Below are 26080 nucleotides of genomic sequence, written 5' to 3' on the forward strand. Positions count from 1 at the left end.
CGCTTTCAGTACAGATGGAGGTCGCTTTTAAAGACGATTTTGAAAACAGCGCAGAACCTGTGGGAGCGGGCTTGCCCGCGATGAGGCCATTACATTCAACCTCTGCCGAATGTTAGATAGCCATCGCGGGCAAGCCCGCTCCCACAGGGTTTTGTGGCGTTGAGAGGATTTGTGTTTCAGCCACAAGTCTTACGGCTTATTGGGTATGCCGTACTTACGCAACCGATGGGCAATCGCGGTGTGGGAGGTTTGCAGGCGGCTGGCCAGTTGGCGGGTCGAGGGGTAGCTGACGTAGAGCTTTTCCAGCAGGGTTTTCTCGAACTCTTCCATGGCCTGTTCAAGGCTGTCGACCTCGCTGTCGCTCTGGCGCGCCACGGAGGTGCCGGCGATATCGAGGTCGCCGATGTCCACCAGGCTGCTTTCGCAAATCGCCGCGGCACGGAAGATCACGTTCTGCAATTGCCGCACATTACCCGGCCAACGATTGCCCAACAGCGCCGGGTAGGTGCCGGGGGCCAGGCGACAGACCGGGCGCTGGATCTGCGCGCAGGCCTGCTGCATGAAGTAGCGCGCCAGCAGCAAAATGTCCTGACCACGTTCGCGCAGGGGCGGGACTTCGACGTTCAGCACGTTGAGGCGATAGAACAGATCTTCGCGGAAGGCGCCTTCGCTAACCATTTTTTCCAGGTCGCGGTGGGTCGCGCTGAGGATCCGCACGTTGACCTTCACTTCGCGATCGCCACCGACCCGTCGGAAGCTGCCGTCGTTGAGAAAGCGCAGTAATTTCGCCTGCAAGTACGGCGACATTTCACCGATCTCGTCGAGAAATACCGTGCCCTGGTTGGCCAGTTCCATCAGCCCCGGTTTACCGCCCCGTTGCGCACCAGTGAAGGCGCCGGGGGCGTAGCCGAACAGTTCGCTTTCAGCGAGGTTTTCCGGCAGTGCCGCGCAGTTCAAGGCCAGGAACGGCGAACTGTGGCGGGCGCTGATGGCGTGGCAGGCGCGGGCCACCAGTTCTTTACCGGTGCCGGTTTCGCCCTGGATCAGCAACGGTGCATCGAGGGCTGCGACTCGCTGGGCGCGAGCCTTGAGCGTACGGATGGCCGGGGATTCGCCGAGCAAGGCATCGAAACCTTCGGCGTGGTCGTGGTGCAGCGCCGAGAGGCGTTCACCGATGCGGTTCGGTTGATACAGGGTCAGCAGGGCGCCGGCATCGGTGATCGGCGTGGCGTCCAGCAGCAGGGTCTGGCCGTTGACGGTGATCTCGCGCAGCGGCAGGCGGAAGCCGTTTTCCAGCAACGTGTCGAGCAGCGCCGGGTCGGCAAACAGCTCGCTGATGCTTTCACCCGCCGGTTCGCGGCCGTACAGGGCAATCAGCGCCGGGTTGGCCAGCAGCACCTTGCCAGCGCTGTCCAGAGCCAGCACCGGGTCGGTCATGGCGGCGAGCAACGCATCGAGTTGCAAGTGACGGCGCTGGCCGGGAAGGATGTCGACCACCGTCACCGCTTGCACGCCGTGCACGCTGAACAGCGCGTCGCGCAGCTCTTCGAGCACTGCCGGGCTCAAGGTCGGGGCGTCGATGTAGACGTTGGGCGGCACCATTTCCACCGCATCCAGATTGAGATTGCGCCCACCGAGCAGGGCCAGGACTTCCTGGGTGATGCCGACGCGGTCGATGAAGCTGACGTGGATACGCATGGGGCGGTTGGGTTCTGGAGTGCGGAGGGTGGCAAGTATGCCTTGGGGCGGGCCAATGGTGAAATCCTGCGCAGGACTTCACGTCACCACAGAACCAAATGTGGGAGCGAGCCTGCTCGCGAATGCGGTCTATCAATCAACGTTCATGTTGATGGTCAGATCGTCATCGCGAGCAGGCTCGCTCCCACAGTTGATTGATGGCGTACATGAAATGTGTGCCCGGTGCAGGGCGGGTTTACTCAAAGTTCTCGAGGTTTACCGGGTCGCCGGATTTCATGTCCAACTGCTTCCGGATGTCTTCAAACATTAAATCGTAATGCTTGTGAACCGAGCCGATCTGGCTGTGTGCCTTCGGGATTCCGTACTTCTCGGCGATTTTCGTCACATTGTTGGCGAAGTTGTAAGCCTCCTCCTTGGGTAGAAAGAAGGTCTCCGACATGTCCTTGCCCTGCATGCTGCCGTGCAGGGTGAACTGTATCCCTTTGCCTTTCTTGGGATCCTGCATGACCTCATAGTCGAGGCGGACGTTGTAACTGACATCATCCGGGGTCAGCGCGTGGCGCTCGATGTGCAGATGACCGGGCTCAAACGTTGCCATTGACGTCTCTCCTTACAAGTAAGTTATGCCAGGTGTCGCCGTGCTGATACGTGTGCCGGCCTTGCCCTGGACGATCGCTTCGATGTCCGAGAGTGAGCCGATCACTGCGGTTTTTCCAGTATGGCGGGCGAACTCGCAGGCCGCCTGGACCTTTGGTCCCATGGAGCCGGCCGCGAAGCCGAGTTTTTCCATGTCATCCGGATGGGCCTGGGCGATGGCTTTCTGGGTGGGTTTGCCGAAGTCGATGAACGCCGCGCTGACGTCGGTGGCGATCACCAATAGATCGCTTTCAAGCTGTTCGGCCAGCAGCGCCGAGCACAGGTCTTTGTCGATCACCGCTTCCACGCCCTGCAGTTTACCGCTGGCACCGTACATCGTAGGGATGCCGCCACCACCGGCACAAATCACGATGCTGCCTTTTTCCAACAGCCACTTGATCGGGCGGATTTCGAAGATGCGTTTCGGTCTTGGGCTGGCCACCACGCGGCGGAACTTGTCGCCGTCCGGAGCAATCGCCCAGCCTTTTTCGGCAGCGAGTTTTTCCGCTTCAGCCTTGGTGTAGACAGGGCCGATGGGTTTGCTGGGGGCCTGGAACGCCGGGTCGTTGGCGTCGACTTCGACCTGGGTCAGCAGGGTGGCGAACGGGACTTCGAAGTCCAGCAGATTGCCCAGTTCCTGTTCAATGATGTAGCCGATCATGCCTTCGGTTTCGGCACCGAGCACGTCCAGCGGATAAGCGGAAACCTGGGTGTAGGCCGCCGCTTGCAGCGACAGCAGGCCGACCTGCGGGCCATTACCGTGGGCAATCACCAGTTGGTTGCCGGAATAAACCTTGGCGATCTGTTCGGTGGCGATCCGGATGTTGGCGCGCTGATTGTCCGCGGTCATGGGTTCACCCCGGCGGAGCAGGGCGTTACCGCCCAAAGCAACGACGATACGCATAATGCAGTCCTTCTAAACAGAGGTTGCGGGCGATTCGGCCCCGGTTGGAACTCGGTCAATGTGGGAGCTGGCTTGCCTGCGATGGCATCACCTCGGTGTATCTGACAGACCGAGGCGATGCCATCGCAGGCAAGCCAGCTCCCACAGGGGCTTTGTTCCTGCAGGAGGAACCGGATCGGTCTTTAGATATCCGCCAACGCCGACACCAGAATCGCCTTGATGGTGTGCATGCGGTTTTCCGCTTGCTCGAAGGCGATGTTGGCCGGCGATTCGAAGACTTCTTCCGTCACTTCGACGCCGTTGGCCAGGTGCGGATAGCGCGCGGCGATGTCTTTGCCGACCTTGGTTTCGCTGTTGTGGAACGCCGGCAGGCAGTGCATGAATTTCACGCGCGGGTTGCCCGAGGCTTTCATCATGTCGGCGTTGACCTGGTAGGGCAGCAGTTGCTCGATGCGCTCGTCCCACGCCTCCACCGGCTCGCCCATCGACACCCAGATGTCGGTGTGGATGAAGTCCACGCCCTTGACCGCTTCTTTCGGGTCTTCGGTGATGGTGATGCGCGCGCCGCTTTCCTCGGCGAAGGCTTTGCACTGATCGATGAAGTCCTGATGTGGCCACAGCGCTTTCGGTGCGGCGATGCGCACGTCCATGCCGAGTTTGGCGCCGATCATCAATAGTGAATTGCCCATGTTGTAGCGGGCATCGCCGAGGTAGGCGTAGCTGATGTCGTGCAGCGGCTTGTCGCTGTGTTCGCGCATGGTCAGGGTGTCGGCGATCATTTGCGTCGGGTGGAATTCAGCGGTCAAACCGTTGAACACCGGCACGCCGGCGAACTTCGCCAGCTCTTCGACAATCTCCTGTTCAAAGCCACGGTACTCGATGGCATCGAACATCCGCCCGAGCACGCGGGCGGTGTCTTTCATGCTTTCTTTGTGGCCGATCTGCGACGACACCGGGTCGATGTAGGTGACGTGCGCGCCCTGATCGTGGGCCGCGACTTCGAAGGCGCAACGGGTGCGGGTCGAGGTTTTTTCGAAGATCAGCGCGATGTTTTTGCCTTGCAGGTGTGGACGCTCGGTGCCGGTGTACTTGGCGCGTTTGAGGTCACGGGACAAGTCCAGCAGGTAGTTCAGCTCGCGAGTGGTGTGGTGCATCAAACTCAGCAGGCTGCGGTTGCGCATATTAAAAGCCATGATTGGATCTCCTTTGGTATCGGTTATCCCCCGGGCCGCGCTGGATAAGCGGCGGCCAGGGTTTGAAAGTTAATAGTCGATAGGGTCGCGAATGATCGGGCAGGTCATGCAGTGGCCGCCGCCACGCCCGCGACCGAGTTCACCGGCGCTGATGGTGATGACCTCGATGCCAGCCTTGCGCAGCAGGGTGTTGGTGTAGGTGTTGCGGTCATAACCGATCACCACACCGGGCTCCACGGCCACCACGTTGTTGCCGTCGTCCCATTGCTCGCGTTCGGCGGCGAAGCTGTTGCCGCCGGTTTCGACGACGCGCAACGCTTTCAGGTTGAGGGCCTTGGCCACGGTGTCGAGGAAGCTGGTTTCTTCGCGGCGGATATCGACGCCGCCCGGTTTGCTTTCATCAGGGCGTACGCTGAAAGCGACGATCTGGTTCACCACTTCCGGGAAAATGGTCACAAGGTCGCGGTCGCAGAAGCTGAACACGGTGTCCAGGTGCATCGCTGCGCGGGACTTCGGCAGGCCGGCGACAATCACACGTTCGACCGCTTTGTTCTTGAACAGATTGACCGCCAATTGACCGATGGCCTGGCGGGACGAACGCTCGCCCATGCCGATCAATACCACGCCGTTGCCGATCGGCATCACATCGCCGCCCTCAAGGGTGGCGCTGCCATGGTCCTGATCCGGATCGCCGTACCAGATCTGGAAGTCGGCGTTGGTGAATTGCGGATGGAATTTGTAGATGGCCGTGGCCAACAACGTTTCCTGACGGCGCGCCGGCCAGTACATCGGGTTGAGCGTCACGCCACCGTAGATCCAGCAGGTGGTGTCGCGGGTGAACTGGGTGTTGGGCAGCGGCGGCAGAATGAAGCTGGAGTGACCGAGAAATTCGCGGAACATCTGAATGGTCTTGCCGCCGAAGCTGTCCGGCAGGTCATCGGCGGAGACACCGCCAATCAGGAATTCGGCAATTTTCCTCGGCTCCAGGCTACGCAGCCAGGAACCGGTTTCGTTGACCAGCCCAAGGCCGACCGAGTTGGCGGTGATCTTGCGTTCCAGAATCCAGTCCAGCGCTTCAGGGATGGCAACGATGTCGGTCAGCAGGTTGTGCATTTCCAGTACGTCGATGTTGCGTTCACGCATCTTGGTGACGAAGTCGAAATGGTCACGCTTGGCTTGGGCAACCCACAGCACATCATCGAAAAGCAGTTCGTCGCAGTTGTTCGGGGTCAGCCGCTGGTGGGCCAGGCCTGGGGAGCAAACCATGACTTTGCGCAGTTTGCCGGCTTCGGAATGGACGCCGTACTTAACTTTTTCGGTGGTCATTACAGTGATCCTCCAGATGACAAATGGGTGAGGTGTTACAGAGTCAGGAAGCCGTCATACAGCCCGTAAGCTGCCACCAGGGCGCCCACGACGACTGCTGCGAAAATCAGCTTCTCGACGTTGGTGAAAACCGGTTTGTTGACTTCAAGCTTGGCCTTGGCGAACAGGATCACGCCGGGCGCATAGAGCAGGGCGGAGAGCAGCAGGTATTTGACGCCACCGGCATAGATCAGCCAGACCGCGTAAATCAACGCGACGGCGCCGATGAACAGGTCTTTCCTGCGCTCGGCTATAGCGTTTTCATAACTTTCGCCGCGTACCGCCAACAGTAGCGCGTAAGCCGCCGACCACAGGTATGGCACCAGAATCATTGAGGTGGCGAGGTAGATCAGCGACAGGTAAGTGCTGGCCGAGAACAGCGTGATGATCAGGAACAACTGGACCATGGCGTTGGTCAGCCACAGCGCATTGACCGGCACATGATTGGCGTTTTCGCGGCGCAAAAAGGCCGGCATGGTGTGGTCCTTGGCGGCGGCGAACATGATCTCCGCACACAGCAACACCCATGACAGCAGAGCACCGAGCAATGAGATGATCAGGCCAACGCTGATCAGCACTGCGCCCCAATGACCGACCACATGTTCCAGCACCGCGGCCATGGACGGGTTCTGCAGTTTCGCCAATTCCGGTTGGGTCATGATGCCCAGCGACAGCACGTTCACCAGCACCAGGAACAGCAGCACGGTGATGAAACCGATGACGGTGGCTTTACCCACATCGCTGCGTTTTTCCGCACGGGCCGAGAAAATGCTTGCGCCTTCGATACCGATGAACACCCACACAGTGACCAGCATCATGTTGCGCACCTGGTTCATCACGCTGCCCAGGTCCGGGTTTTTCACGCCCCAGATGTCGGCGGTGAAGATGTCCAGTTTGAACGCGAAAACAGCGATCAGGACAAACAGCAGCAACGGTACGATTTTGGCGACGGTGGTCACCAGGTTGATGAACGCCGCTTCCTTGATGCCGCGCAATACCAGGAAATGCACACCCCAGAGCAGCACCGACGCACCGATCACGGCAGCTACAGTATTGCCCTCCCCAAAAATGGGGAAGAAGTAGCCGAGGGTGCTGAACAACAGAACGAAGTAACCGACGTTGCCCAGCCAGGCACTGATCCAGTAACCCCATGCAGACGAGAAACCCATGTAATCGCCGAAACCGGCCTTGGCGTAGGCGTAAACACCACCATCCAGATCAGGTTTTCGATTAGCGAGGGTCTGGAACACGAAGGCCAGGGTCAACATGCCCACCGCGGTAATTGCCCAACCGATAAGAACGGCGCCGACGTCGGCACTGGCGGCCATGTTCTGGGGCAAGGAAAAAATCCCGCCACCAATCATCGAGCCGACAACCAGAGCAACCAGTGCGCCGAGTTTCAGTTTTCCGGGGGATTCAGACATTGCATGACTCCAATGCAGGAGAAGAGAAACAACAGGTTAATTTCGTTAGCTGTTCAATCATCTGACTTAGATCAATTCATGGTCACATTCCATTGTTAACTAAAGACTTATGCCTCTTTGGCAGGCATAAGGCTAAATCCCGGAAAGCCCTTTCCAGAGGCCTCGGTTAAAAAGTGAAAGAAATAAAGCGTATCAGTTGAGATTTACACGCTAGTTTGTTTTCTTGTTTTGGCAAGTATTGGTCATTGATTTTGCAGGGGCATGGAATTATTAGGATTTTCCGATAAAACCGCTATTTCCAAATAGGTTCGATAGCGTGATCAGTTATAAAAAGACAGCATTGGCGTTAATTGATAGACGTTATTACGCTTTATCTATTTAGTTAAAAACCGACTATGTGATGGTCTCGCGGCGATAGTGCAGCGGGGAAATGGAGAGGCACGAATGTCGCAACCGACGCAAAAGCTTCGCCTGAGTGCGCTGATCGCTTTGGTGGTGGGATCGATGATTGGTGGCGGGATATTTTCCTTACCGCAAAACATGGCGGCGCGAGCCGATGCCGGGGCGATATTGATTGGTTGGGCGATCACTGCCGTGGGCATGCTGACCCTGGCCTTCGTCTTTCAGACCCTGGCCAATCGCAAACCCGAACTGGACTCCGGGGTGTACGCCTACGCCAAGGCCGGATTCGGCAATTACATGGGGTTCTCGTCTGCCTGGGGATACTGGATCAGCGCCTGGCTGGGCAATGTCGGTTATTTCGTATTGCTGTTCAGTACCCTCGGTTATTTCTTTCCGGTCTTCGGCCAGGGCAACACGCCAATCGCCATCGGCTGCGCGTCGGTGCTGCTGTGGGCGGTGCATTTTCTGGTGCTGCGCGGGATCAAGGAAGCGGCGTTCATCAATCAACTGACCACCGTGGCCAAGATCGTGCCGCTGATTATGTTCATCGTCATCGCCGCCGTGGCCTTCAAGGCGGACATCTTTACCCGTGACATCTGGGGCCGCAGCAACCCGAATTTCGGCGGTGTGATGGATCAGGTGCGCAACATGATGCTGGTCACCGTGTTCGTGTTCATCGGCATTGAAGGCGCCAGCGTGTATTCGGCGAAGGCGCAGAAACGTTCGGACGTGGGCCGGGCGACGGTCATCGGTTTTATCAGTGTGTTGGCATTGCTGGTGCTGGTGAATGTGTTATCTCTTGGGATCATGAGCCAACCGGAATTGGCCACGTTGCAGAACCCGTCGCTGGCCGCGGTGCTGGAACACGTGGTCGGTCATTGGGGCGCGGTGCTGATAAGCGTCGGTCTGGCTGTTTCGCTGCTGGGGGCGTTGTTGTCGTGGGCGCTGCTGTGCGCCGAAATCCTCTTCGCCACGGCCAGGGACAAGACCATGCCGGCGTTCCTGCAAAAGGAAAACGCCAACCATGTGCCGGTCAATGCGCTGTGGCTGACCAACGTGATGATCCAGATTTTTCTGCTGATTACGCTGTTTTCCGCCGGCACTTACACCAGCCTGATTTACCTCGCTTCATCAATGATTCTGGTGCCGTATCTGTGGTCGGCGGCGTATGCGGTGTTGTTGAGCGGTCGAGGGGAAACCTATGAGCATGCTTCGGCCGAGCGCACGAAAGACTTGCTGATCGGCGGCATTGCCCTGTGTTACGCGGTTTGGTTGTTGTACGCCGGCGGGGTGAAATACCTGCTGCTCTCGGCGTTGTTGTATGCACCGGGGGTGATTCTGTTTGCAAAGGCCAAGCGGGAACAGGGCGAGCCGCTGTTTACGTTGGTGGAGAAGGGGATTTTCAGCTGTGTGGTTGCCGGGGCGGGGTTGGCGGCCTATGGCTTGTATAGCGGATTGTTGTCGTTGTGAGGTTATTGCTGGCGTATCAACCGCCTTATGACTGGTCGGCGATGCAGAGCTTCTTGTCGGCGCGGGCGGTGGTCGGGATGGAAACCGTGGTCGATGGGGTGTACTCGCGCAGCATCGGCTTGAACGGTGTTCACGGGGTGATTTCGGTCAGGCCAGGGACGGGCGATGTGCTGGAAGTGACGCTGGATTTTCCTGATTCAGCGGCAGTGCCGGAGATTGTCGCGCGGCTACGGCGGATGTTTGATCTGGACGCAAATTTGCCAGCCATTCATCGACAACTGGCGGTTGATCCGTTAATGGCGCGCTTGATTGCCGCCCGTCCGGGGCTGCGAGTGCCCGGGGCTTGGGATGGGCTGGAGTTGGCCATTCGTGCGGTGTTGGGGCAGCAGATTAGCGTGGTCGCGGCGATTAAGTTGGCGGGGAGACTGGTGGTGCAATATGGACAGCCATTGCAGTCGCCGATGCCGGGGTTGAGTCATGTGTTTCCTGATGCTGCCACATTGGCAGCTGCGGATCTGGCAATGTTGGGGATGCCGAAAAGTCGCGGTCGGACCTTGTCCGGCGTGGCTCAGGCGTTGCTGGATGATCCCTTGTTGTTTGAGCCGAGGGAAGGCGGTGTGGCGCGGTTGCTGGCATTGCACGGGATTGGTGACTGGACGGCGCAATACATTGCCTTGCGACAGTTGCGGGAGATGGATGCATTTCCGAGTGGGGATGTGGGGTTGATCAATTCGCTGGCGGCGCTGGAAGGTCGAGCGGTGACGGCTCGGGAGTTGTGGGCACGGGCCGAGGCTTGGCGGCCCTGGCGAGGGTATGCGGCGCAGGTGCTTTGGACATCGCTGAGCCGACCGGATTGAGCTGAGCTGAGATGTGTAGTGACTTTTCGGCTCCCTTCGCGAGCAAGCCCGCTCCCACAGTTGACCGAGTTTCCTTGAAGGAATGCGATCACATGTGGGAGAGGGCTTGCTCGCGAAGGGGGCAGAACAGTCACCACCACTGCGCGCGATGGGAACCCAATTCCCCGGCCGGCAGTGCCCACTGCAACGGAGTTCCGGTGATTTTCAGTGGCACCTGCAGCCGATGGGCCGGCCCCCAAGGTGTCTGCTCAACCAACATCCCTTGATCGTTGTCATCCTCCGCCCGCAACGCCTCATCGGTCCCCGCGCCATGTTCAATCAGCAACTTGGCGGTCCGCGCCAACGACAACCTGGCCGACCCGCCACGTCCCAATAACTTGATTGCCGCAGCTGCCATCAAATACCCGGTGGCGTGATCTAGCGCCTGTACCGGCAGCGGTGTCGGTTTGTTTGCCTTCTTCCACTGCATCCCTGCTTCGGCAATCCCGCTGCTCATCTGTACCAAACTGTCGAACCCTCGACGGTTCTGCCAGGGGCCGCTCCAACCGTAGGCGTTGAGGCACACATCAATCAGGCCCGGCGCCAGTTTTCGACGCACGGCGACGCCGTAGCCCAACCTTTCCAATGCGTCGGCGCGGTAGCCGTGGAGCAAGATATCGGCGTCCTTGAGCAGGCTTTCGAACACCGCGCGATCAGTCTTGTCGTGCAGATCCAGACGCGCACAACGTTTGCCCAAAGTGACTTCCGGCACCACGCCCGGTTCGTTCCAGGTTGGTGGGTCGATGCGCAAAACATCGGCGCCGAGCCCTGCGAGAAAGCGGCTGGCGATGGGCCCCGCGAGCACGCGCGTGAGGTCCAGCACCTTGATCCCGGCCAGCGGTTGCGCCACCGAACCCCTCCACGGTTTGAGGTTTTGGCTGTTGTCGGCGCTGAACTGAATCAACGGCTCGGCGTTCACCGCCAAACCTTGGGGATGCGCTTGCCATTGCGCCCAGCTGCGCATTTCGGCCGCACATCCACCGGCATCAACAACGGCCTGCTCCAGATCACTTTTCACCCATTGCGCAACCTTGCTCGCCATCGCGGCGCGGTCGACACAGGCGCCGAGCACGCTTTCAGCAGCGGCACGATGATGAGGCGCGTTGGTGTGCAGGCGGATCCAGCCGTCCTTGGTCGCATAGTCACCGGCAACCGGGTCCCACAACGGCGGGACGCTCCAGCCCACGGGGCGGATCGACGTTGCGAACCAGAACGACGCCAGGCGGCGGTCGACTTCAAGGGCAGGCAAACGGCCGGTGTGTTGTTGCAGTAACTCACTGACAGCCTGACCGGCAGCGGCAATGCTCGCGCAGGCAAGGTCAGTGACGGCAAACGCCGAGGGCAGGGCGCCGCTCGATTTGAACGGGATTGGGGTGTGCGGCAAGCCGAGTGTGGCTTGAATGGACGTGAGTAAATCAGTCATCGAAGGCCCTCCGGAACGAGAGCCCGAGCATAGATCAAAATACCGCTCGATTAGATGAAAACGCCGATCGCCGGCCGAATACTTGACCCTGTGGGAGCTGGCTTGTCTGCGATGGCGGTGTATCAGCCAATAGAGATTCGGCTGACACACCGCCATCGCAGGCAAGCCAGCTCCCACAGGATTTGTGATTGTTGCTACGCCCGGAACGGGTCACGCTTTACCCACGCCCCAGCAGATAGGTCGCGTAATCCGGGATGCGGTGTTCGTGAGCCTGATCCATCAACGGGCTGCTGAGCAGGTAATCGGCGCTGCATTCGTTGCAGGCCACCGGGATGTTCCACACCGCCGCGACCCGCAGCAGCGCCTTGATATCCGGGTCATGGGGCTGCGGTTCGAACGGGTCCCAGAAGAACACCAGCATGTCGACCCGCTGCTCGGCGATACGCGCGCCCAGTTGCTGATCACCGCCCAGCGGACCGCTGATCATGCTTTCCACCGGCAGGTCGAGGCGTTGTTGCAACAACAACCCCGTCGTGCCGGTGGCGACCAGTTCATGTTGCGCGAGTTTGTCTTTCTGCCGCTCGGCCCAATCCAGCAAAAATACTTTGCAGTGGTCGTGGGCAACCAGGGCGATACGCTTGCGCGCGGCCAGGGTTTTTTGCGTAAAGCTGATACCGATCATCGCTTGCTTCTCCTGCCGAGAATGCGCCTGGGACGACGCATTTTTCGGCGTTTCACCGCGCTCAACGTAGAGTGAGACGCTTACTCGGCGTTGCAGAGCGCCAGGCAGTTATCGAGCATGCGGTTGGAGAAGCCCCATTCGTTGTCGTACCAGGCCAGCACTTTGAGCAGCTTGCCGCTGGACTTGGTGTGGTTGGCGTCGAAGATCGACGACAGCGGGTTGTGGTTGAAGTCGCTGGAAACCAGCGGCAGGGTGTTGTAACCCAGGATCTTCGAGTGCTGGCTGGCTTGTTTGAGCATCGCGTTGACTTCATCGGCCGACGCTTCGCGCTTGAGCTGCACGGTCAGGTCCACCAGCGACACATTGATCACCGGTACACGCACCGCCATGCCGGTCAGTTTGCCCGCCAGTTCCGGCAGCACCAGGCCTACCGCTTCAGCGGCGCCGGTCTTGCTCGGGATCATGTTCTGGGTGGCGGAACGGGCGCGGTACGGGTCGGTGTGGTAGACGTCGGTCAGGTTCTGATCGTTGGTGTAGGCATGGATGGTGGTCATCAGACCGCTTTCGATGCCTAGCTCGCGATGCAGCACCTGGGCCACTGGGGCCAGGCAGTTGGTGGTGCACGAGGCGTTGGAAATGATCTGGTGCGATTGGCGCAGAATGTCGTGGTTAACCCCATATACCACGGTGGCGTCAGCGCCTTTGGCCGGGGCCGAGATGATCACTTTGCGCGCGCCGGCCGTAATATGCGCGGCGGCTTTGGCACGGTCGGTGAACAGACCGGTGCATTCGAACACGACATCGACCTTTTCCGCGGCCCAAGGCAGTTCGGCCGGGTTGCGAATGGCGCTGACCGAAATACGGTCGCCGTTGACGGTCAGGCTTTCCTGATCGTGCTGGACATCGGCATCGAATGTGCCGTGAACGGTGTCGTACTTGAGCAGATGGGCATTCATCGAGCTGTCGCCCAGATCGTTGATCGCTACGATCTGCAGATCCTGACGATAACCTTGGGTATACAGTGCGCGCAGGACATTACGGCCGATACGGCCAAAACCATTGATTGCAATTCGAAGAGTCATTTACAGCGCCGCCGTCGTTTTGTTGTTGGAATTACAAGATTATTCGCAAAAAAATAGAAAACAAGCCTTTTTAGTGGCAATATTTTGTTTTATCTACAACGAGTGACCTGAATCAACTGGTCCGAATGATCAAGAAAACCGTCTGTCATCCCAATCACAGCGGTGCTTGATCAGCATAGACAATCAGGTCGCCACATCCGTTAGCCTGGAGTTCTACACATGCATCCCCGCGTCCTTGAGGTCACCGAACGGCTTATCGCCCGCAGCCGCACCACGCGTGAGGCTTACCTTGCATTGATCCGCGGCGCCGCCAGCGACGGCCCGATGCGCGGCAAGCTGCAATGCGCCAACTTCGCCCATGGCGTGGCCGGGTGTGGCAGCGACGACAAGCACAGCCTGCGGATGATGAACTCCGCCAACATCGCAATAGTTTCGTCATATAACGACATGCTCTCGGCGCACCAGCCGTACGAAGTCTTCCCGGAACAGATCAAAAAAGCCCTGCGCGAAATCGGCTCCGTCGGCCAGTTCGCCGGTGGCACCCCCGCGATGTGCGATGGCGTGACCCAGGGCGAGCCCGGCATGGAACTGAGCCTGCCGAGCCGCGAAGTGATCGCGCTGTCCACCGCTGTAGCGCTGTCCCACAACATGTTCGATGGTGCGCTGATGCTCGGCATCTGCGACAAGATCGTGCCGGGCCTGATGATGGGCGCGTTGCGGTTCGGTCATCTGCCGACGATTTTCGTGCCGGGCGGGCCGATGGTTTCGGGCATTTCCAACAAGCAGAAAGCCGATGTGCGTCAGCGTTACGCCGAAGGCAAGGCGACTCGCGAAGAGCTGCTGGAATCGGAGATGAAGTCCTATCACAGCCCTGGCACCTGCACTTTCTACGGCACCGCCAACACCAACCAGTTGCTGATGGAAGTCATGGGCCTGCACTTGCCGGGCGCCTCGTTCGTCAACCCGAACACCCCGTTGCGCGATGCCTTGACCCGTGAAGCGGCGCACCAGGTCACCCGCTTGACCAAGCAGAACGGCGACTTCATGCCGATCGGCGAAATCGTCGACGAGCGTTCGCTGGTCAACTCCATCGTGGCCCTGCACGCCACCGGCGGTTCGACCAACCACACGCTGCACATGCCGGCCATCGCCATGGCCGCGGGCATTCAACTGACCTGGCAGGACATGGCCGACCTCTCCGAGGTGGTGCCGACCCTGAGCCACGTGTACCCGAACGGCAAAGCCGACATCAACCACTTCCAGGCGGCGGGCGGCATGTCGTTCCTGATCCGCGAACTGCTGGAAGCCGGCCTGCTTCACGAAAACGTCAACACCGTGCTGGGCCACGGCCTGAGCCGCTACACCAAGGAACCGTTCCTCGATAACGGTGAACTGGTCTGGCGCGAAGGTCCGATCGAAAGCCTCGACGAAAACATTCTGCGTCCGGTCGCTCGCGCATTCTCGCCAGAGGGTGGCTTGCGCGTGATGGAAGGCAACCTCGGCCGCGGCGTGATGAAAGTTTCCGCCGTCGCTTTGGAAAACCAGGTCGTCGAAGCACCGGCGATGGTGTTCCAGGATCAACAGGACCTGGCCGATGCGTTCAAGGCCGGTCTGCTGGAGAAGGATTTCGTCGCGGTGATGCGCTTCCAGGGGCCGCGCTCCAACGGCATGCCGGAACTGCACAAGATGACGCCGTTCCTCGGCGTGCTGCAGGATCGCGGCTTCAAAGTCGCGTTGGTGACTGATGGACGCATGTCCGGCGCCTCGGGGAAAATCCCGGCGGCGATTCACGTCAGCCCCGAAGCTTATGTGGGCGGCGCTTTGGCGCGGGTGCAAGAGGGCGATATCATCCGCGTCGATGGCGTCAAAGGCACCCTGGAGCTTAAGGTGGACGCCGAAGAATTCGCAGCGCGCGAACCTGCCAAGGGCCTGTTGGGCAACAACATTGGCAGCGGTCGCGAACTGTTTGGTTTCATGCGCATGGCCTTCAGCTCCGCAGAGCAGGGCGCCAGCGCCTTTACTTCTGCCCTGGAGACGCTTAATTGAAACTGGCTTTGGTCGGTGACATCGGTGGCACCAACGCACGTTTCGCGTTGTGGAAAAACCAGCAGCTGGAATCGGTCCAGGTGCTGGCGACGGCAGACCACGCCAGCCCGGAGGAAGCCATTGCGCTTTACCTGAGCGGGCTCGGTCTGGCGCCGGGTTCGATCGGTTCGGTGTGCCTGTCGGTGGCAGGCCCCGTGAGCGGCGATGAATTCAAGTTCACCAACAATCACTGGCGGCTCAGTCGCAAGGGTTTCTGCAAGACCTTGCAGGTGGATCAACTGCTGTTGATCAACGATTTTTCGGCAATGGCGCTAGGCATGACCCGCTTGCAACCGGGCGAGTTTCGGGTGGTCTGCGAAGGCACGCCGGAACCGTTGCGGCCGGCGGTAGTGATCGGCCCGGGTACTGGCCTGGGCGTGGGCACATTGCTCGATCTGGGCGAGGGCCGTTTTGCCCCGTTGCCGGGGGAGGGCGGTCACGTCGACCTGCCGCTGAGCAGCCCGCGAGAAACCCAACTGTGGCAGCACATCTTCAACGAGATCGGCCATGTCAGTGCTGAAACGGCATTGAGCGGCAGTGGTTTGCCGCGAGTCTACCGGGCGATCTGCGCGGTGGACGGTCACACGCCTGTGCTCGACACGCCTGAGTCGATTACGGCGGCCGGGCTGGCGGGCGATCCGATTGCCCTGGAAGTGCTCGAGCAGTTCTGCTGCTGGCTCGGTCGCGTGGCCGGCAACAACGTGCTGACCACCGGTGCACGGGGTGGTGTGTACATCGTTGGCGGCGTGATTCCACGGTTTGCCGATTTCTTCATTGAAAGTGGTTTCGCCCGGTGCTTCGCCGACAAGGGTTGCATGAGCGATTACTTCAAAGGCATTCCGGTGTGGCTGGTGACGGCGCCGTATTCCGGGTTGGTGGGCGCGGGTGTGGCTCTGGATCAGGCGCAGTAATGATCGTTCCCACGCTCTGCGTGGGAATGCAGCCCGTGACGCTCCGCGTCACTGGACGCGGAGCGTCCCTTGAAGCATTCCCACGCAGAGCGTGGGAACGATCGAATTTACGCACGATCAGGCATAATCCGCCCAATTCAAACAACAAGGACGCCGCCCCGTGAGCTCAGTCAACAAGTCGATTTTGTTGGTCGATGACGATCAAGAGATACGCGAGTTGCTGGACACCTACCTGACCCGGGCCGGTTTCCAGGTGCGCACCACGCCTGATGGAGCAGGTTTTCGTCAGGCCTTGAACGAGGCACCGAGCGATCTGGTGATTCTCGACGTGATGCTGCCGGACGAAGACGGTTTCAGCCTCTGTCGCTGGATCCGTCAGCACCCGCGTCAGGCCCAGGTGCCGATTATCATGCTCACCGCCAGCTCCGACGAGGCCGACCGCGTCATCGGCCTGGAACTGGGCGCCGACGACTACCTTGGCAAACCCTTCAGCCCCCGTGAATTGCAGGCGCGCATCAAAGCCTTGTTGCGCCGCGCGCAGTTCGGCCAGGAGCGTTCCGGCAGCGAAGTGCTGGCTTTCGACGACTGGCGTCTGGACATGGTCAGCCATCGACTGTTCCACATCGACGGCGAGGAAGTGATTCTCTCAGGCGCCGATTTTGCGCTGCTGAAACTGTTCCTCGATCACCCTCAGGAAATCCTCGACCGCGACACCATCGGCAACGCCACCCGTGGCCGTGACTTGATGCCGCTGGATCGCATCGTCGACATGGCGGTCAGCCGTTTGCGCCAGCGCCTGCGTGACACCGAAAAACCGCCACGGCTGATCCGCACCGTGCGTGGCAGTGGCTACCAATTGGCAGCCAACGTGGTTGCCAGCAATGGTCACTGAGTTCCTGCGCAAGCTCGCCGGGCGGGTGCCGGTGCCGCGCTCGCTGCTCGGACGAATGTTGTTGCTGACCCTGCTGGCGGTGCTGTTCGCCCAGGCGCTGTCGAGCGTGATCTGGGTTTCGCAATTGCGCGCCACGCAGCTTGAAGGCCTGGTCACCAGTGCCCGCAGCCTGGCCCATTCGATGACGGCCAGCGTCAGTTATTTCCGCTCGTTGCCGGTGGCGTTTCGACCGCTGGTGCTTGATCAATTGCGCAGCATGGGTGGCACCCGATTCGTGGTGACGCTCAACGACAAACCCTTGGGCATGGAAGTGCTGCCGATCACCCCGCGCAAAGAAGCGGTGCTCAAAGCGGTGGGTGAAGTGCTGCGCGAGTCGCTGGGTCAGGACATCGATATCTCAGTGACGTTCGTCAGCCCCGAAGACCTGCGGATTTTCAACGGTGGCCTGAAACTCGATGAGTTGCCGCGCTCCTGGGCGCATTACGCGTTGACCCTGGAACCGGTGAACCCGCCGGTGTTGGTCACGCAAATCCAGATGGCACCGGGTGAATGGCTGTACATCGCCTCACTGTTGCCGGAGCCCTACACCAGCCTTGAAGAACAAGGCCTGCCGGCGCAGCAGGTCTGGTTCATCGTGCTCACCAGCGGTTTCCTGCTGCTGTTCATCGGCCTGTTGGTGCACTGGCAGAGCCGACCGCTCAAGCGACTGGCGCGAGCGGCGCGGGATATGTCTCTCGGTGCCGAAGTCGAACCGGTGGCCGAGGGCGGCGGCAGTGAAGTGGTGGAAGTGGGCCGCGCCTTCAATGCGATGCGTGAGCGCATCAGCCGTTACCTGACCGAACGCAGCCAATTGTTCAGCGCGATTTCCCATGACTTGCGCACGCCGATTACCCGGCTGCGACTGCGGGTCGAATTGCTTGAAGACGAAAAGCTGCAAGCCAAGTTCGGCCGTGATCTGGATGAGCTGGAGTTGCTGGTCAAAGGCGCGTTGCAATGCGTGAAAGACACTGACATCCATGAAAACATCGAACCGGTGGACCTCAACCATGTGCTCGACTGTCTGGTGGAACCGTATCTGGCGCCCAACGGCAATGGCCGCGTGACCCAGCAGGGGCGCGCGCTGGCGCCGTATCCCGGTAAGCCATTGGCGCTCAAGCGTTGCATCGGCAACCTGATCGACAACGCCTTGAAGTATGGGCAGAACGCGCATTTGCATATCGATGATGACGAGAGCGCGTTTGTCCTGCATGTCGACGATGAAGGGCCGGGCGTACCGGAGCAGCGGTTGGAGCAAGTGTTCGAGCCGCACTTCCGCTTGGCCGGGCAGCAGCAGGGTTATGGCTTGGGGCTGGGGATCGCGCGCAACATTGCCCACAGCCATGGCGGTGAAGTCAGCCTGCAAAACCTGCGTGAAGGCGGGTTGCGGGTGACGTTGCAGTTGCCGCGCAGTGTTGACTAAAGACCGCGTTATCGTTCATCGCGGGCAAGCCCGCTCCCACAGGATTACCTGCATTTTCAAGGTATGTGCATAACCTTGTGGGAGCGGGCTTGCCCGCGATGGCGTCAGATCAATCAACGCATTCTCCAAGGCAAATGTCACAACTCGGTGACATAACTCGCCCCCTTCGTTACCTGCCCGTCACCGCTCGTTGTTTAGACTGCCCCCAGTCATAACAACAAAAAAGGTACTCCCATGGACACCTTCCAACCCGCCTTCAGCAGTTGGCTGAACGCGCCTGCCCATCAGCAATGGCTCGCCGCTGAAGGCCTGCGCCTGCTGGGATTCGCCAAGGCTTCAAAGCGTGCCGAAGGTTTCGGCAACCTCGATGAAAAGGGTCGCCTGCCGGCGAACGCGCAAGCCGAAACCATGAACACCGCCCGCATGACCCACAGCTTCGCCATGGCCCACATCCAGGGTATGCCGGGTTTTGCCGAGCTGGTGGATCACGGCATCCAGGCCCTCAGTGGGCCGCTACGTGATGCCAAACACGGAGGCTGGTTCGCCACGCCCGAACACCGCGATGGCAATACCGGCAAAGCCGCTTACCTGCATGCGTTCGTGGCGTTGGCCGCGAGTTCTGCAGTGGTCGCTCAACGCCCCGGTGCACAAGCCTTGCTCGATGATGCGATCCATATCATCGACACGCATTTCTGGTGCGAGGAGGAGGGCGCCATGCGCGAATCCTTCAACCGCGATTGGAGTGACGAGGAAGCCTATCGCGGCGCGAACAGCAACATGCACGCTACCGAAGCCTTTCTCGCCCTGGCCGATGTCACCGAGGACAACCGCTGGCTGATTCGCGCCCAGCGCATCGTCGAGCGCGTCATTCACGATCACGCCGCGGCCAATGACTATCTGGTGGTCGAGCATTTCGACCGCGACTGGCAGCCGCTGCGCGAATACAACCACGACAATCCGGCCGACGGTTTTCGCCCTTACGGCACCACGCCGGGCCATGGTTTCGAATGGGCGCGGCTGTTGCTGCATCTTGAAGCAGCGCGTGTACAGGCCGGGATACTCACGCCGGGCTGGCTCGCCACCGATGCGCAAAAACTCTTCGAGCACAATTGCCGTCACGGCTGGGATGTCGACGGTGCGCCGGGCATTGTCTACACCCTCGACTGGGATAATCGCGCAGTGGTTCGTCATCGCCTGCACTGGACTCATTGCGAAGCCAGCGCCGCCGCCAGTGCGCTGCTCAAACGCACCGGTGACGAGCAATACGAGCACTGGTACCGACTGTTCTGGGAATTTTGTGACAGTCACTTCATTGACCGCTGCGATGGCAGCTGGCATCACGAACTCGATCCGCTGAACCGTCCGAGTGCCGATATCTGGGCCGGCAAACCCGACCTGTATCACGCCTGGCAAGCCGTTTTGATCCCACGCCTGCCGCTGGCCCCGAGCATGGCCACGGCGCTGGCGCAATTGTCGCAGAGCGTTGCTGTGTAACCATGTGGTGACATTCACGCGTCCCTTCGTTACCTGCGAAGGGGCATCCCCTGTTTAGAATCCTATGCAGCGCAAGCACCAGACTTGCATGCATAACAACAAGAAAGGTACTACTAGATGAATGCGATTTCTCGCCTCGCTACTGTCATTTCTCTCGCTTCACTGCTTCCCGTTGCTGCATTCCCCGTCAGTGCCCTTGCCGCCGATGCCAAAGGTTCGGTGGAAGTCGTTCACTGGTGGACGTCTGGTGGTGAAAAAGCGGCCGTCGATGTACTCAAGGCTCAAGTCGAAAAAGACGGCTTCACCTGGAAAGACGGCGCAGTCGCCGGCGGTGGCGGCTCCACAGCCATGACCGTACTCAAAAGCCGCGCCGTGGCCGGTAACCCGCCGGGCGTTGCCCAGATCAAGGGGCCGGACATCCAGGAGTGGGGCAGCACAGGCCTGCTCAGCACCGACACCCTCAAAGAGGTTTCCAAGTCCGAAGGCTGGGATAACCTGCTGATCAAGAAAGTCTCCGACACCGTGAAATACGAAGGCGATTACGTCGCCGTGCCGGTGAACATCCACCGCGTCAACTGGCTGTGGATCAACCCGGAAGTCTTCAAGAAAGCCGGGATCGAAAAAGCACCGACCACCCTCGAAGAATTCTATGCCGCTGGCGACAAGCTCAAAGCCGCCGGCTTCATCGCGCTCGCTCACGGTGGCCAGCCTTGGCAGGACAGCACTGTGTTTGAAGATGTGGTGCTCTCGGTCATGGGCGCAGACGGTTACAAGAAAGCGCTGGTCGACCTGGATCAGAAAACCCTCTCGGGCCCCGAGATGGCCAAGGCCTTCACCGAGCTGAAAAAAATCACCGGCTATATGGACCCGAACCGCGCCGGTCGTGACTGGAACATCGCGGCCGCCGACGTCATCAACGGCAAGGCCGGCATGCAGATGATGGGCGACTGGGCCAAGAGCGAATGGACCGCCGCGAAGAAAGTCGCAGGCAAGGACTACCAGTGCGTGCCGTTCCCGGGCACCGAAAAAGCCTTCACCTACAACATCGACTCGATGGCTGTATTCAAGCTCAAAGCCGATCGCAAAGGCGACATCGCCGCCCAACAAGACCTGGCCAAGGTCGCTCTGGGCAAAGACTTCCAGAAAGTCTTCAGCATCAACAAAGGCTCGATCCCGGTGCGTACCGACATGCTTAACGACATGAGCGCGCTGGGCTTCGATTCTTGCGCTCAAGCGTCCGCCAAGGATTTCCTGGCTGACGAGAAGACTGGCGGCCTGCAACCAAGCATGGCGCACAACATGGCCACCTCCCTGGCCGTGCAGGGCGCGATCTTCGATGTGGTCACCAACTTCATGAACGACAAGAACGCTGACCCGGCGACGGCCAGCAAGCAACTGGCGTCGGCCGTCAAAGCTGCCCAGTAACTCCTGACACCGCGTGTCCCCTGTGGGAATGGGTTTATGTGGGAGTCGGGCTTGCCCACGATGCAGGCGACTCGGTTTAATTTCAAACCGAGTTGATGCCATCGCAGGCAAGCCAGCTCCCACAGAAGCCCGCTCCCACAAGGGGGCGCCGTGCCGATTTCTTTTCTCTTCACCTGGATTATCCCGATGAGCTCTGTGGCGGTTTTCAGCAAAGCCTCACCGTTCGACGCATTGCAGCGCTGGCTCCCCAAGCTGGTTTTGGCGCCAAGCATGCTGATCGTCCTGGTTGGTTTTTACGGTTACATCATCTGGACATTTGTTCTGTCCTTCACCAATTCCAGCTTCATGCCGAGCTACAAGTGGGTCGGCCTGCAGCAATACATTCGCCTGATGGACAACGATCGCTGGTGGGTCGCGAGCAAGAACCTCGCGGTGTTCGGCGGCATGTTCATCGGCATCAGCCTGGTGCTGGGCGTGTTCCTCGCCGTACTGCTGGATCAGCGCATTCGCAAGGAAGGCTTCATCCGCACCGTTTACCTGTACCCGATGGCGCTCTCGATGATCGTTACCGGTACCGCGTGGAAATGGCTGCTCAACCCAGGCCTGGGTCTGGACAAGATGCTGCGCGACTGGGGCTGGGAAGGCTTCCGTCTCGACTGGCTGGTGGATCAGGATCGCGTGGTGTATTGCCTGGTGATCGCCGCCGTGTGGCAAGCCTCCGGGTTTGTGATGGCGATGTTCCTGGCCGGCCTGCGTGGCGTCGATCAATCGATCATCCGCGCGGCGCAAGTCGACGGTGCGAGCCTGCCGACCATCTACCTGAAGATCGTATTGCCAAGCCTGCGCCCGGTGTTCTTCAGCGCCTTCATGATCCTGGCGCACATCGCGATCAAGAGCTTCGACCTGGTGGCAGCAATGACTGCGGGTGGTCCGGGTTACTCGTCCGACCTGCCGGCGATGTTCATGTACTCCTTCACTTTCAGCCGTGGCCAGATGGGCATTGGTTCGGCGAGCGCCATGATGATGCTCGGCGCGATCCTGGCGATTCTGGTGCCGTACCTGTACTCCGAATTGCGAGGCAAACGCCATGAGTAATCAACTTGGCAAGTCGGGCATCAGCTTCAGCCGCATCGCCATTTACGCAACCCTGTTGCTGGCCGCGGCGATCTATCTGGTGCCGCTGGTGGTGATGCTGCTGACCAGTTTCAAATCGCCGGAAGACATCCGCACCGGCAACCTGTTGAGCTGGCCGCAAGTGATTGATGGCATCGGCTGGATCAAGGCCTGGGACAGTGTCGGCAGCTACTTCTGGAACTCGGTGAAAATCACCGTGCCGGCGGTACTGATCTCTACTTTCATCGGTGCCATGAATGGGTACGTGCTGTCGATGTGGCGCTTCCGTGGTTCGCAACTGTTCTTCGGCCTGTTGTTGTTCGGCTGCTTCCTGCCGTTCCAGACCGTGCTGCTGCCAGCCTCGTTCACCCTCGGCAAGATCGGTTTGGCCAACACCACCACGGGCCTGGTGCTGGTGCACGTGGTCTACGGCCTGGCGTTCACCACGCTGTTCTTCCGCAACTACTACGTGAGCATTCCAGATGCGCTGGTCAAGGCGGCGCGGCTGGATGGTGCGGGCTTCTTCACGATTTTCTGGAAGATCCTGCTGCCGATGTCGATTCCGATCGTGATGGTCTGCCTGATCTGGCAGTTCACGCAAATCTGGAATGACTTCCTGTTCGGCGTGGTCTTCGCCAGTGGCGATGCCCAGCCGATTACCGTGGCCCTGAACAACCTGGTCAACACCAGCACCGGGGCCAAGGAATACAACGTTGATATGGCCGCCGCGATGATCGCCGGGCTGCCGACACTGCTGGTCTACATATTCGCTGGCAAGTATTTCCTGCGTGGGCTGACGTCCGGCGCGGTCAAGGGGTAGAACATGGCAACTCTCGAATTACGCAACGTCAACAAGACCTACGGTGCCGGTTTGCCGGACACCCTGAAAAACATCGAACTGAAGATCAATGACGGTGAGTTCCTGATCCTGGTCGGTCCATCGGGCTGTGGTAAATCCACCTTGATGAACTGCATCGCTGGTCTGGAAAACATCAGCGGCGGGGCGATCCTGGTGGACGACGCCGACATCAGCGGCATGAGCCCGAAAGATCGCGACATCGCCATGGTGTTCCAGTCTTACGCGCTGTACCCGACCATGAGCGTGCGCGACAACATTGCGTTCGGCCTGAAGATTCGCAAAATGCCCACCGCCGAAATCGACGAAGAAGTCGCTCGCGTGGCCAAGCTGCTGCAAATCGAACACCTGCTGAGTCGCAAACCGGGTCAGCTCTCCGGCGGCCAACAACAGCGCGTGGCCATGGGCCGGGCGCTGGCGCGGCGGCCGAAGATTTACCTGTTCGACGAACCGCTGTCCAACCTCGACGCCAAGCTGCGGGTCGAGATGCGCACCGAAATGAAACTGATGCACCAGCGCCTGAAAACCACCACGGTCTACGTGACCCACGACCAGATCGAAGCCATGACCCTGGGCGACAAAGTGGCGGTGATGAAGGACGGGATCATTCAGCAATTCGGCACGCCGAAAGACATCTACAACAACCCGGCCAACCTGTTCGTGGCGAGCTTTATCGGTTCGCCGCCAATGAACTTCATCCCTCTGCGATTGCAGCGTAAGGAAGGTCGGTTGGTAGCGCTGCTCGACAGCGGTCAGGCGCGCTGCGAATTGCCGCTGGGCATGCAGGACGCCGGGCTCGAAGACCGCGAAGTGATCCTCGGCATGCGCCCGGAGCAGATCGTGCTGGCGGGCAGCGAGCCGAATGGTTTGCCGACCATTCGTGCCGAAGTGCAAGTCACCGAACCGACCGGTCCCGACACCCTGGTGTTCGTCAATCTCAACGACACCAAAGTCTGCTGCCGCCTGGCACCGGACGTCGCGCCGGCCGTGGGCGAGACCCTGACCCTGCAATTCGATCCTTCGAAAGTGCTGTTGTTCGATGCCAAGACCGGTGAACGCCTGGGGGTGGCCGGCCTGCCAAAAACCGAAGCTCACAGCGCTAACGTCGCGCAGTTCAAAGGCAGATAAAGATCAAATGTGGAGCGGGCTTGCTCGCGAAAGCGGTCTGACATTCAACACTGATGTCGACTGACACACCGCCTTCGCGAGCAAGCCCGCTCCCACAGGGGGGATTCGCGGCAGATGGGGACATCTGCCGCAATCGATGTAAACCGCGTTAGATAAAAACAGTTAATAACAATAAAGACGAGGATGTAGGGATGAAGAAGAAGAACAACGCTCAGCTTATCTGCCAGTTGTCGGCTCTTGCGGTGATGACTATGGCCGGTAGCGTACACGCGGCTGACGCGTTCAGTGCCGACTCGCAGTGGATGACCGGTGATTGGGGCGGCGAGCGGACCAAGCTGATCGAACAGGGTATCGACATCAAGGCCGACTACGTCGGTGAAGTGGGCGCCAACCTGCATGGCGGCTACAACGACGACAAGACGGCGCGTTACGCCGACCAGTTTGGCTTGGGCGTGGCGCTGGACCTGGAAAAACTCTGGGGCTGGGATAACACCCAGGCCAAGATCCAGCTCACCAACCGTAACGGTCAGAACATCTCCAATGACCGTGTCGGCGACCCGCGTGCCGGCACCTTGAGTTCCTCCCAGGAAGTCTACGGCCGTGGCCACATGGTCCGTCTGACCCAATTGTGGATCAAGCACCAGTTCCTTGACGGTAAACTGGACGTCAAGGCTGGTTACTTCGGCGAAGGCGAAGACTTCAACACCTTCCCTTGCGAGTTCCAGAACCTGGCGTTCTGCGGTTCACAAGCGGGTAACTGGGCGACGGGTATCTGGTACAACTGGCCGGTCATGCAGGCGGCGGTTCGCGTGAAGTACAACATCACGCCTGAGTTCTATGCGCAGATCGGCGCGTACAACCAGAACCCATCGCAACTGGAGCACGGTAACGGCTTCAAGCTCAGCGGCAGTGGTACCAAGGGCACCGTCTTGCCGGTCGAACTGGTCTGGTCGCCGAAGGTCAACAACCTGCCGGGCGAATACCGCGTCGGTTACTACAAGAGCACAGCCGATGCCGATGACGTCCGTAAAGATGACAACGGTGATGATGCAGCGACCACTCGTAACGCCTATCGCAGCCACAACAGCAAGCACGGCTACTGGTTCGTCGCGCAGCAGCAACTCACGACCCATAATGGCGACGCTTCTCGCGGTTTGAACATCGCGGCCAACGCCACCTTCCACGACAAGGACACCAACTTCGTCGACAACTACCAGTCGCTGATGTTTGTGTACAAAGGCCCGTTTGATGCTCGTCCAAAAGACGACGTCGGGATCGGTTTCTCCCGTATCCATGTCAACGATGACGTGAAGAAAAACGCCGAGTTGGTCAACGCCGCCAATGGTGTCAGCGACTACGAAGATCCGCTGTTCTCGCCGCTGCGTACCACCGAGTACAACTACGAGATCAACTACGGCTTCCACGTTACCAACTGGCTGACCGTACGTCCTAACCTGCAATACATCACTCACCCGGGCGGTGTGGATGAAGTTGATAACGCGCTGGTCGCCGGCCTGAAAATTCAGTCGGTGTTCTAACGCT

The 26080-nt window shown here is 59.6% G+C and carries 21 protein-coding genes; 12 read left to right on the forward strand and 9 right to left on the reverse strand.

Features of this window, described 5'->3' with window-relative positions; genetic code table 11:
• Nucleotides 1–189: 189 nt before the first annotated feature.
• From AB4O41_RS23760 to arcD (AB4O41_RS23785), 6 genes are all read right to left on the reverse strand, one after another.
• The gene (locus tag AB4O41_RS23760; RefSeq protein WP_460144907.1) at nucleotides 190–1698 is read right to left on the reverse strand and encodes a sigma-54-dependent transcriptional regulator; all 1509 of its coding nucleotides are present in this window, start codon (nucleotides 1696–1698) and stop codon (nucleotides 190–192) included.
• A 235-nt stretch (nucleotides 1699–1933) separates the two neighbouring features.
• Complete coding sequence (locus AB4O41_RS23765; RefSeq protein ID WP_460144908.1) at nucleotides 1934–2296, reverse strand: DUF5064 family protein; 363 nt, start codon at nucleotides 2294–2296, stop codon at nucleotides 1934–1936.
• Between the two features lie 12 nt (nucleotides 2297–2308).
• Nucleotides 2309–3238 (reverse strand): carbamate kinase, encoded by a 930-nt coding sequence (gene arcC, locus AB4O41_RS23770; protein ID WP_460144909.1) that lies wholly within the window; start codon nucleotides 3236–3238, stop codon nucleotides 2309–2311.
• Nucleotides 3239–3420: 182 nt separating this feature from the next.
• Nucleotides 3421–4431, reverse strand: a complete 1011-nt coding sequence (locus tag AB4O41_RS23775; protein WP_008005440.1) for an ornithine carbamoyltransferase — start codon at nucleotides 4429–4431, stop codon at nucleotides 3421–3423.
• 69 nt (nucleotides 4432–4500) lie between these two features.
• Nucleotides 4501–5757 carry an arginine deiminase gene (gene arcA, locus AB4O41_RS23780; RefSeq protein ID WP_038981971.1) on the reverse strand — a complete coding sequence of 419 codons (1257 nt, stop codon included), beginning with the start codon at nucleotides 5755–5757 and terminating at the stop codon, nucleotides 4501–4503.
• A 35-nt stretch (nucleotides 5758–5792) separates the two neighbouring features.
• Nucleotides 5793–7220, reverse strand: coding sequence for an arginine-ornithine antiporter (gene arcD / locus AB4O41_RS23785; RefSeq protein ID WP_460144910.1), 1428 nt, complete (start codon nucleotides 7218–7220; stop codon nucleotides 5793–5795).
• A gap of 444 nt (nucleotides 7221–7664) precedes the next feature.
• On the opposite strand from arcD (AB4O41_RS23785), the gene arcD (AB4O41_RS23790) reads away from it, so the two are divergent.
• Together arcD (AB4O41_RS23790) and AB4O41_RS23795 are read left to right on the forward strand one after the other, a co-directional pair.
• Nucleotides 7665–9092, forward strand: coding sequence for an arginine-ornithine antiporter (gene arcD, locus AB4O41_RS23790; protein WP_460144911.1), 1428 nt, complete (start codon nucleotides 7665–7667; stop codon nucleotides 9090–9092).
• Nucleotides 9089–9949, forward strand: coding sequence for a DNA-3-methyladenine glycosylase family protein (locus AB4O41_RS23795; protein ID WP_460144912.1), 861 nt, complete (start codon nucleotides 9089–9091; stop codon nucleotides 9947–9949). The genes arcD (AB4O41_RS23790) and AB4O41_RS23795 overlap by 4 nt, the downstream gene beginning before the upstream one ends.
• 130 nt (nucleotides 9950–10079) lie before the next feature.
• Here AB4O41_RS23795 and AB4O41_RS23800 read toward each other — a convergent pair whose 3' ends face one another.
• From AB4O41_RS23800 to gap, 3 genes are all read right to left on the reverse strand, one after another.
• The gene (locus tag AB4O41_RS23800) at nucleotides 10080–11411 is read right to left on the reverse strand and encodes a CoA transferase (RefSeq protein ID WP_460144913.1); all 1332 of its coding nucleotides are present in this window, start codon (nucleotides 11409–11411) and stop codon (nucleotides 10080–10082) included.
• Nucleotides 11412–11628: 217 nt separating this feature from the next.
• A complete protein-coding gene (locus AB4O41_RS23805; protein ID WP_007903352.1) occupies nucleotides 11629–12093 on the reverse strand; it encodes a methylglyoxal synthase in 465 nt (154 codons plus the stop codon).
• Between the two features lie 80 nt (nucleotides 12094–12173).
• Nucleotides 12174–13175 (reverse strand): type I glyceraldehyde-3-phosphate dehydrogenase, encoded by a 1002-nt coding sequence (gap, locus tag AB4O41_RS23810; protein ID WP_008013978.1) that lies wholly within the window; start codon nucleotides 13173–13175, stop codon nucleotides 12174–12176.
• Nucleotides 13176–13394: 219 nt separating this feature from the next.
• Between gap and edd the strand changes: the two genes are divergently transcribed.
• The 10 genes from edd to AB4O41_RS23860 all read left to right on the forward strand — a co-directional run bounded on the left by edd (nucleotide 13395) and on the right by AB4O41_RS23860 (nucleotide 26076).
• Complete coding sequence (gene edd / locus AB4O41_RS23815) at nucleotides 13395–15221, forward strand: phosphogluconate dehydratase (RefSeq protein ID WP_218397901.1); 1827 nt, start codon at nucleotides 13395–13397, stop codon at nucleotides 15219–15221.
• Complete coding sequence (locus AB4O41_RS23820; protein ID WP_460144914.1) at nucleotides 15218–16171, forward strand: glucokinase; 954 nt, start codon at nucleotides 15218–15220, stop codon at nucleotides 16169–16171. Before edd ends, AB4O41_RS23820 begins: the two co-directional genes overlap by 4 nt.
• Nucleotides 16172–16331: 160 nt before the next feature.
• Nucleotides 16332–17063, forward strand: coding sequence for a response regulator (locus AB4O41_RS23825; RefSeq protein ID WP_007903365.1), 732 nt, complete (start codon nucleotides 16332–16334; stop codon nucleotides 17061–17063).
• Entirely contained in the window at nucleotides 17053–18522 is a 1470-nt protein-coding gene (locus AB4O41_RS23830; RefSeq protein WP_460144915.1) for an ATP-binding protein, read from the forward strand. The genes AB4O41_RS23825 and AB4O41_RS23830 overlap by 11 nt, the downstream gene beginning before the upstream one ends.
• Nucleotides 18523–18756: 234 nt before the next feature.
• On the forward strand, nucleotides 18757–20016 hold the full coding sequence (locus tag AB4O41_RS23835) for a D-mannose isomerase (RefSeq protein ID WP_460144916.1): 1260 nt from the start codon (nucleotides 18757–18759) through the stop codon (nucleotides 20014–20016).
• Nucleotides 20017–20133: 117 nt separating this feature from the next.
• Nucleotides 20134–21441, forward strand: a complete 1308-nt coding sequence (locus tag AB4O41_RS23840; RefSeq protein WP_007902368.1) for an ABC transporter substrate-binding protein — start codon at nucleotides 20134–20136, stop codon at nucleotides 21439–21441.
• Between the two features lie 186 nt (nucleotides 21442–21627).
• The gene (locus AB4O41_RS23845) at nucleotides 21628–22536 is read left to right on the forward strand and encodes a carbohydrate ABC transporter permease (RefSeq protein WP_007902369.1); all 909 of its coding nucleotides are present in this window, start codon (nucleotides 21628–21630) and stop codon (nucleotides 22534–22536) included.
• Nucleotides 22529–23374, forward strand: coding sequence for a carbohydrate ABC transporter permease (locus AB4O41_RS23850; RefSeq protein ID WP_237886939.1), 846 nt, complete (start codon nucleotides 22529–22531; stop codon nucleotides 23372–23374). The genes AB4O41_RS23845 and AB4O41_RS23850 overlap by 8 nt, the downstream gene beginning before the upstream one ends.
• A 3-nt stretch (nucleotides 23375–23377) precedes the next feature.
• Nucleotides 23378–24538, forward strand: coding sequence for an ABC transporter ATP-binding protein (locus tag AB4O41_RS23855; protein ID WP_007902371.1), 1161 nt, complete (start codon nucleotides 23378–23380; stop codon nucleotides 24536–24538).
• A 191-nt stretch (nucleotides 24539–24729) separates the two neighbouring features.
• A complete protein-coding gene (locus AB4O41_RS23860) occupies nucleotides 24730–26076 on the forward strand; it encodes a carbohydrate porin (protein WP_460144917.1) in 1347 nt (448 codons plus the stop codon).
• The last annotated feature ends 4 nt before the right edge of the window (nucleotides 26077–26080 follow it).

The organism is Pseudomonas sp. S2_A02, assembly GCF_054668495.1.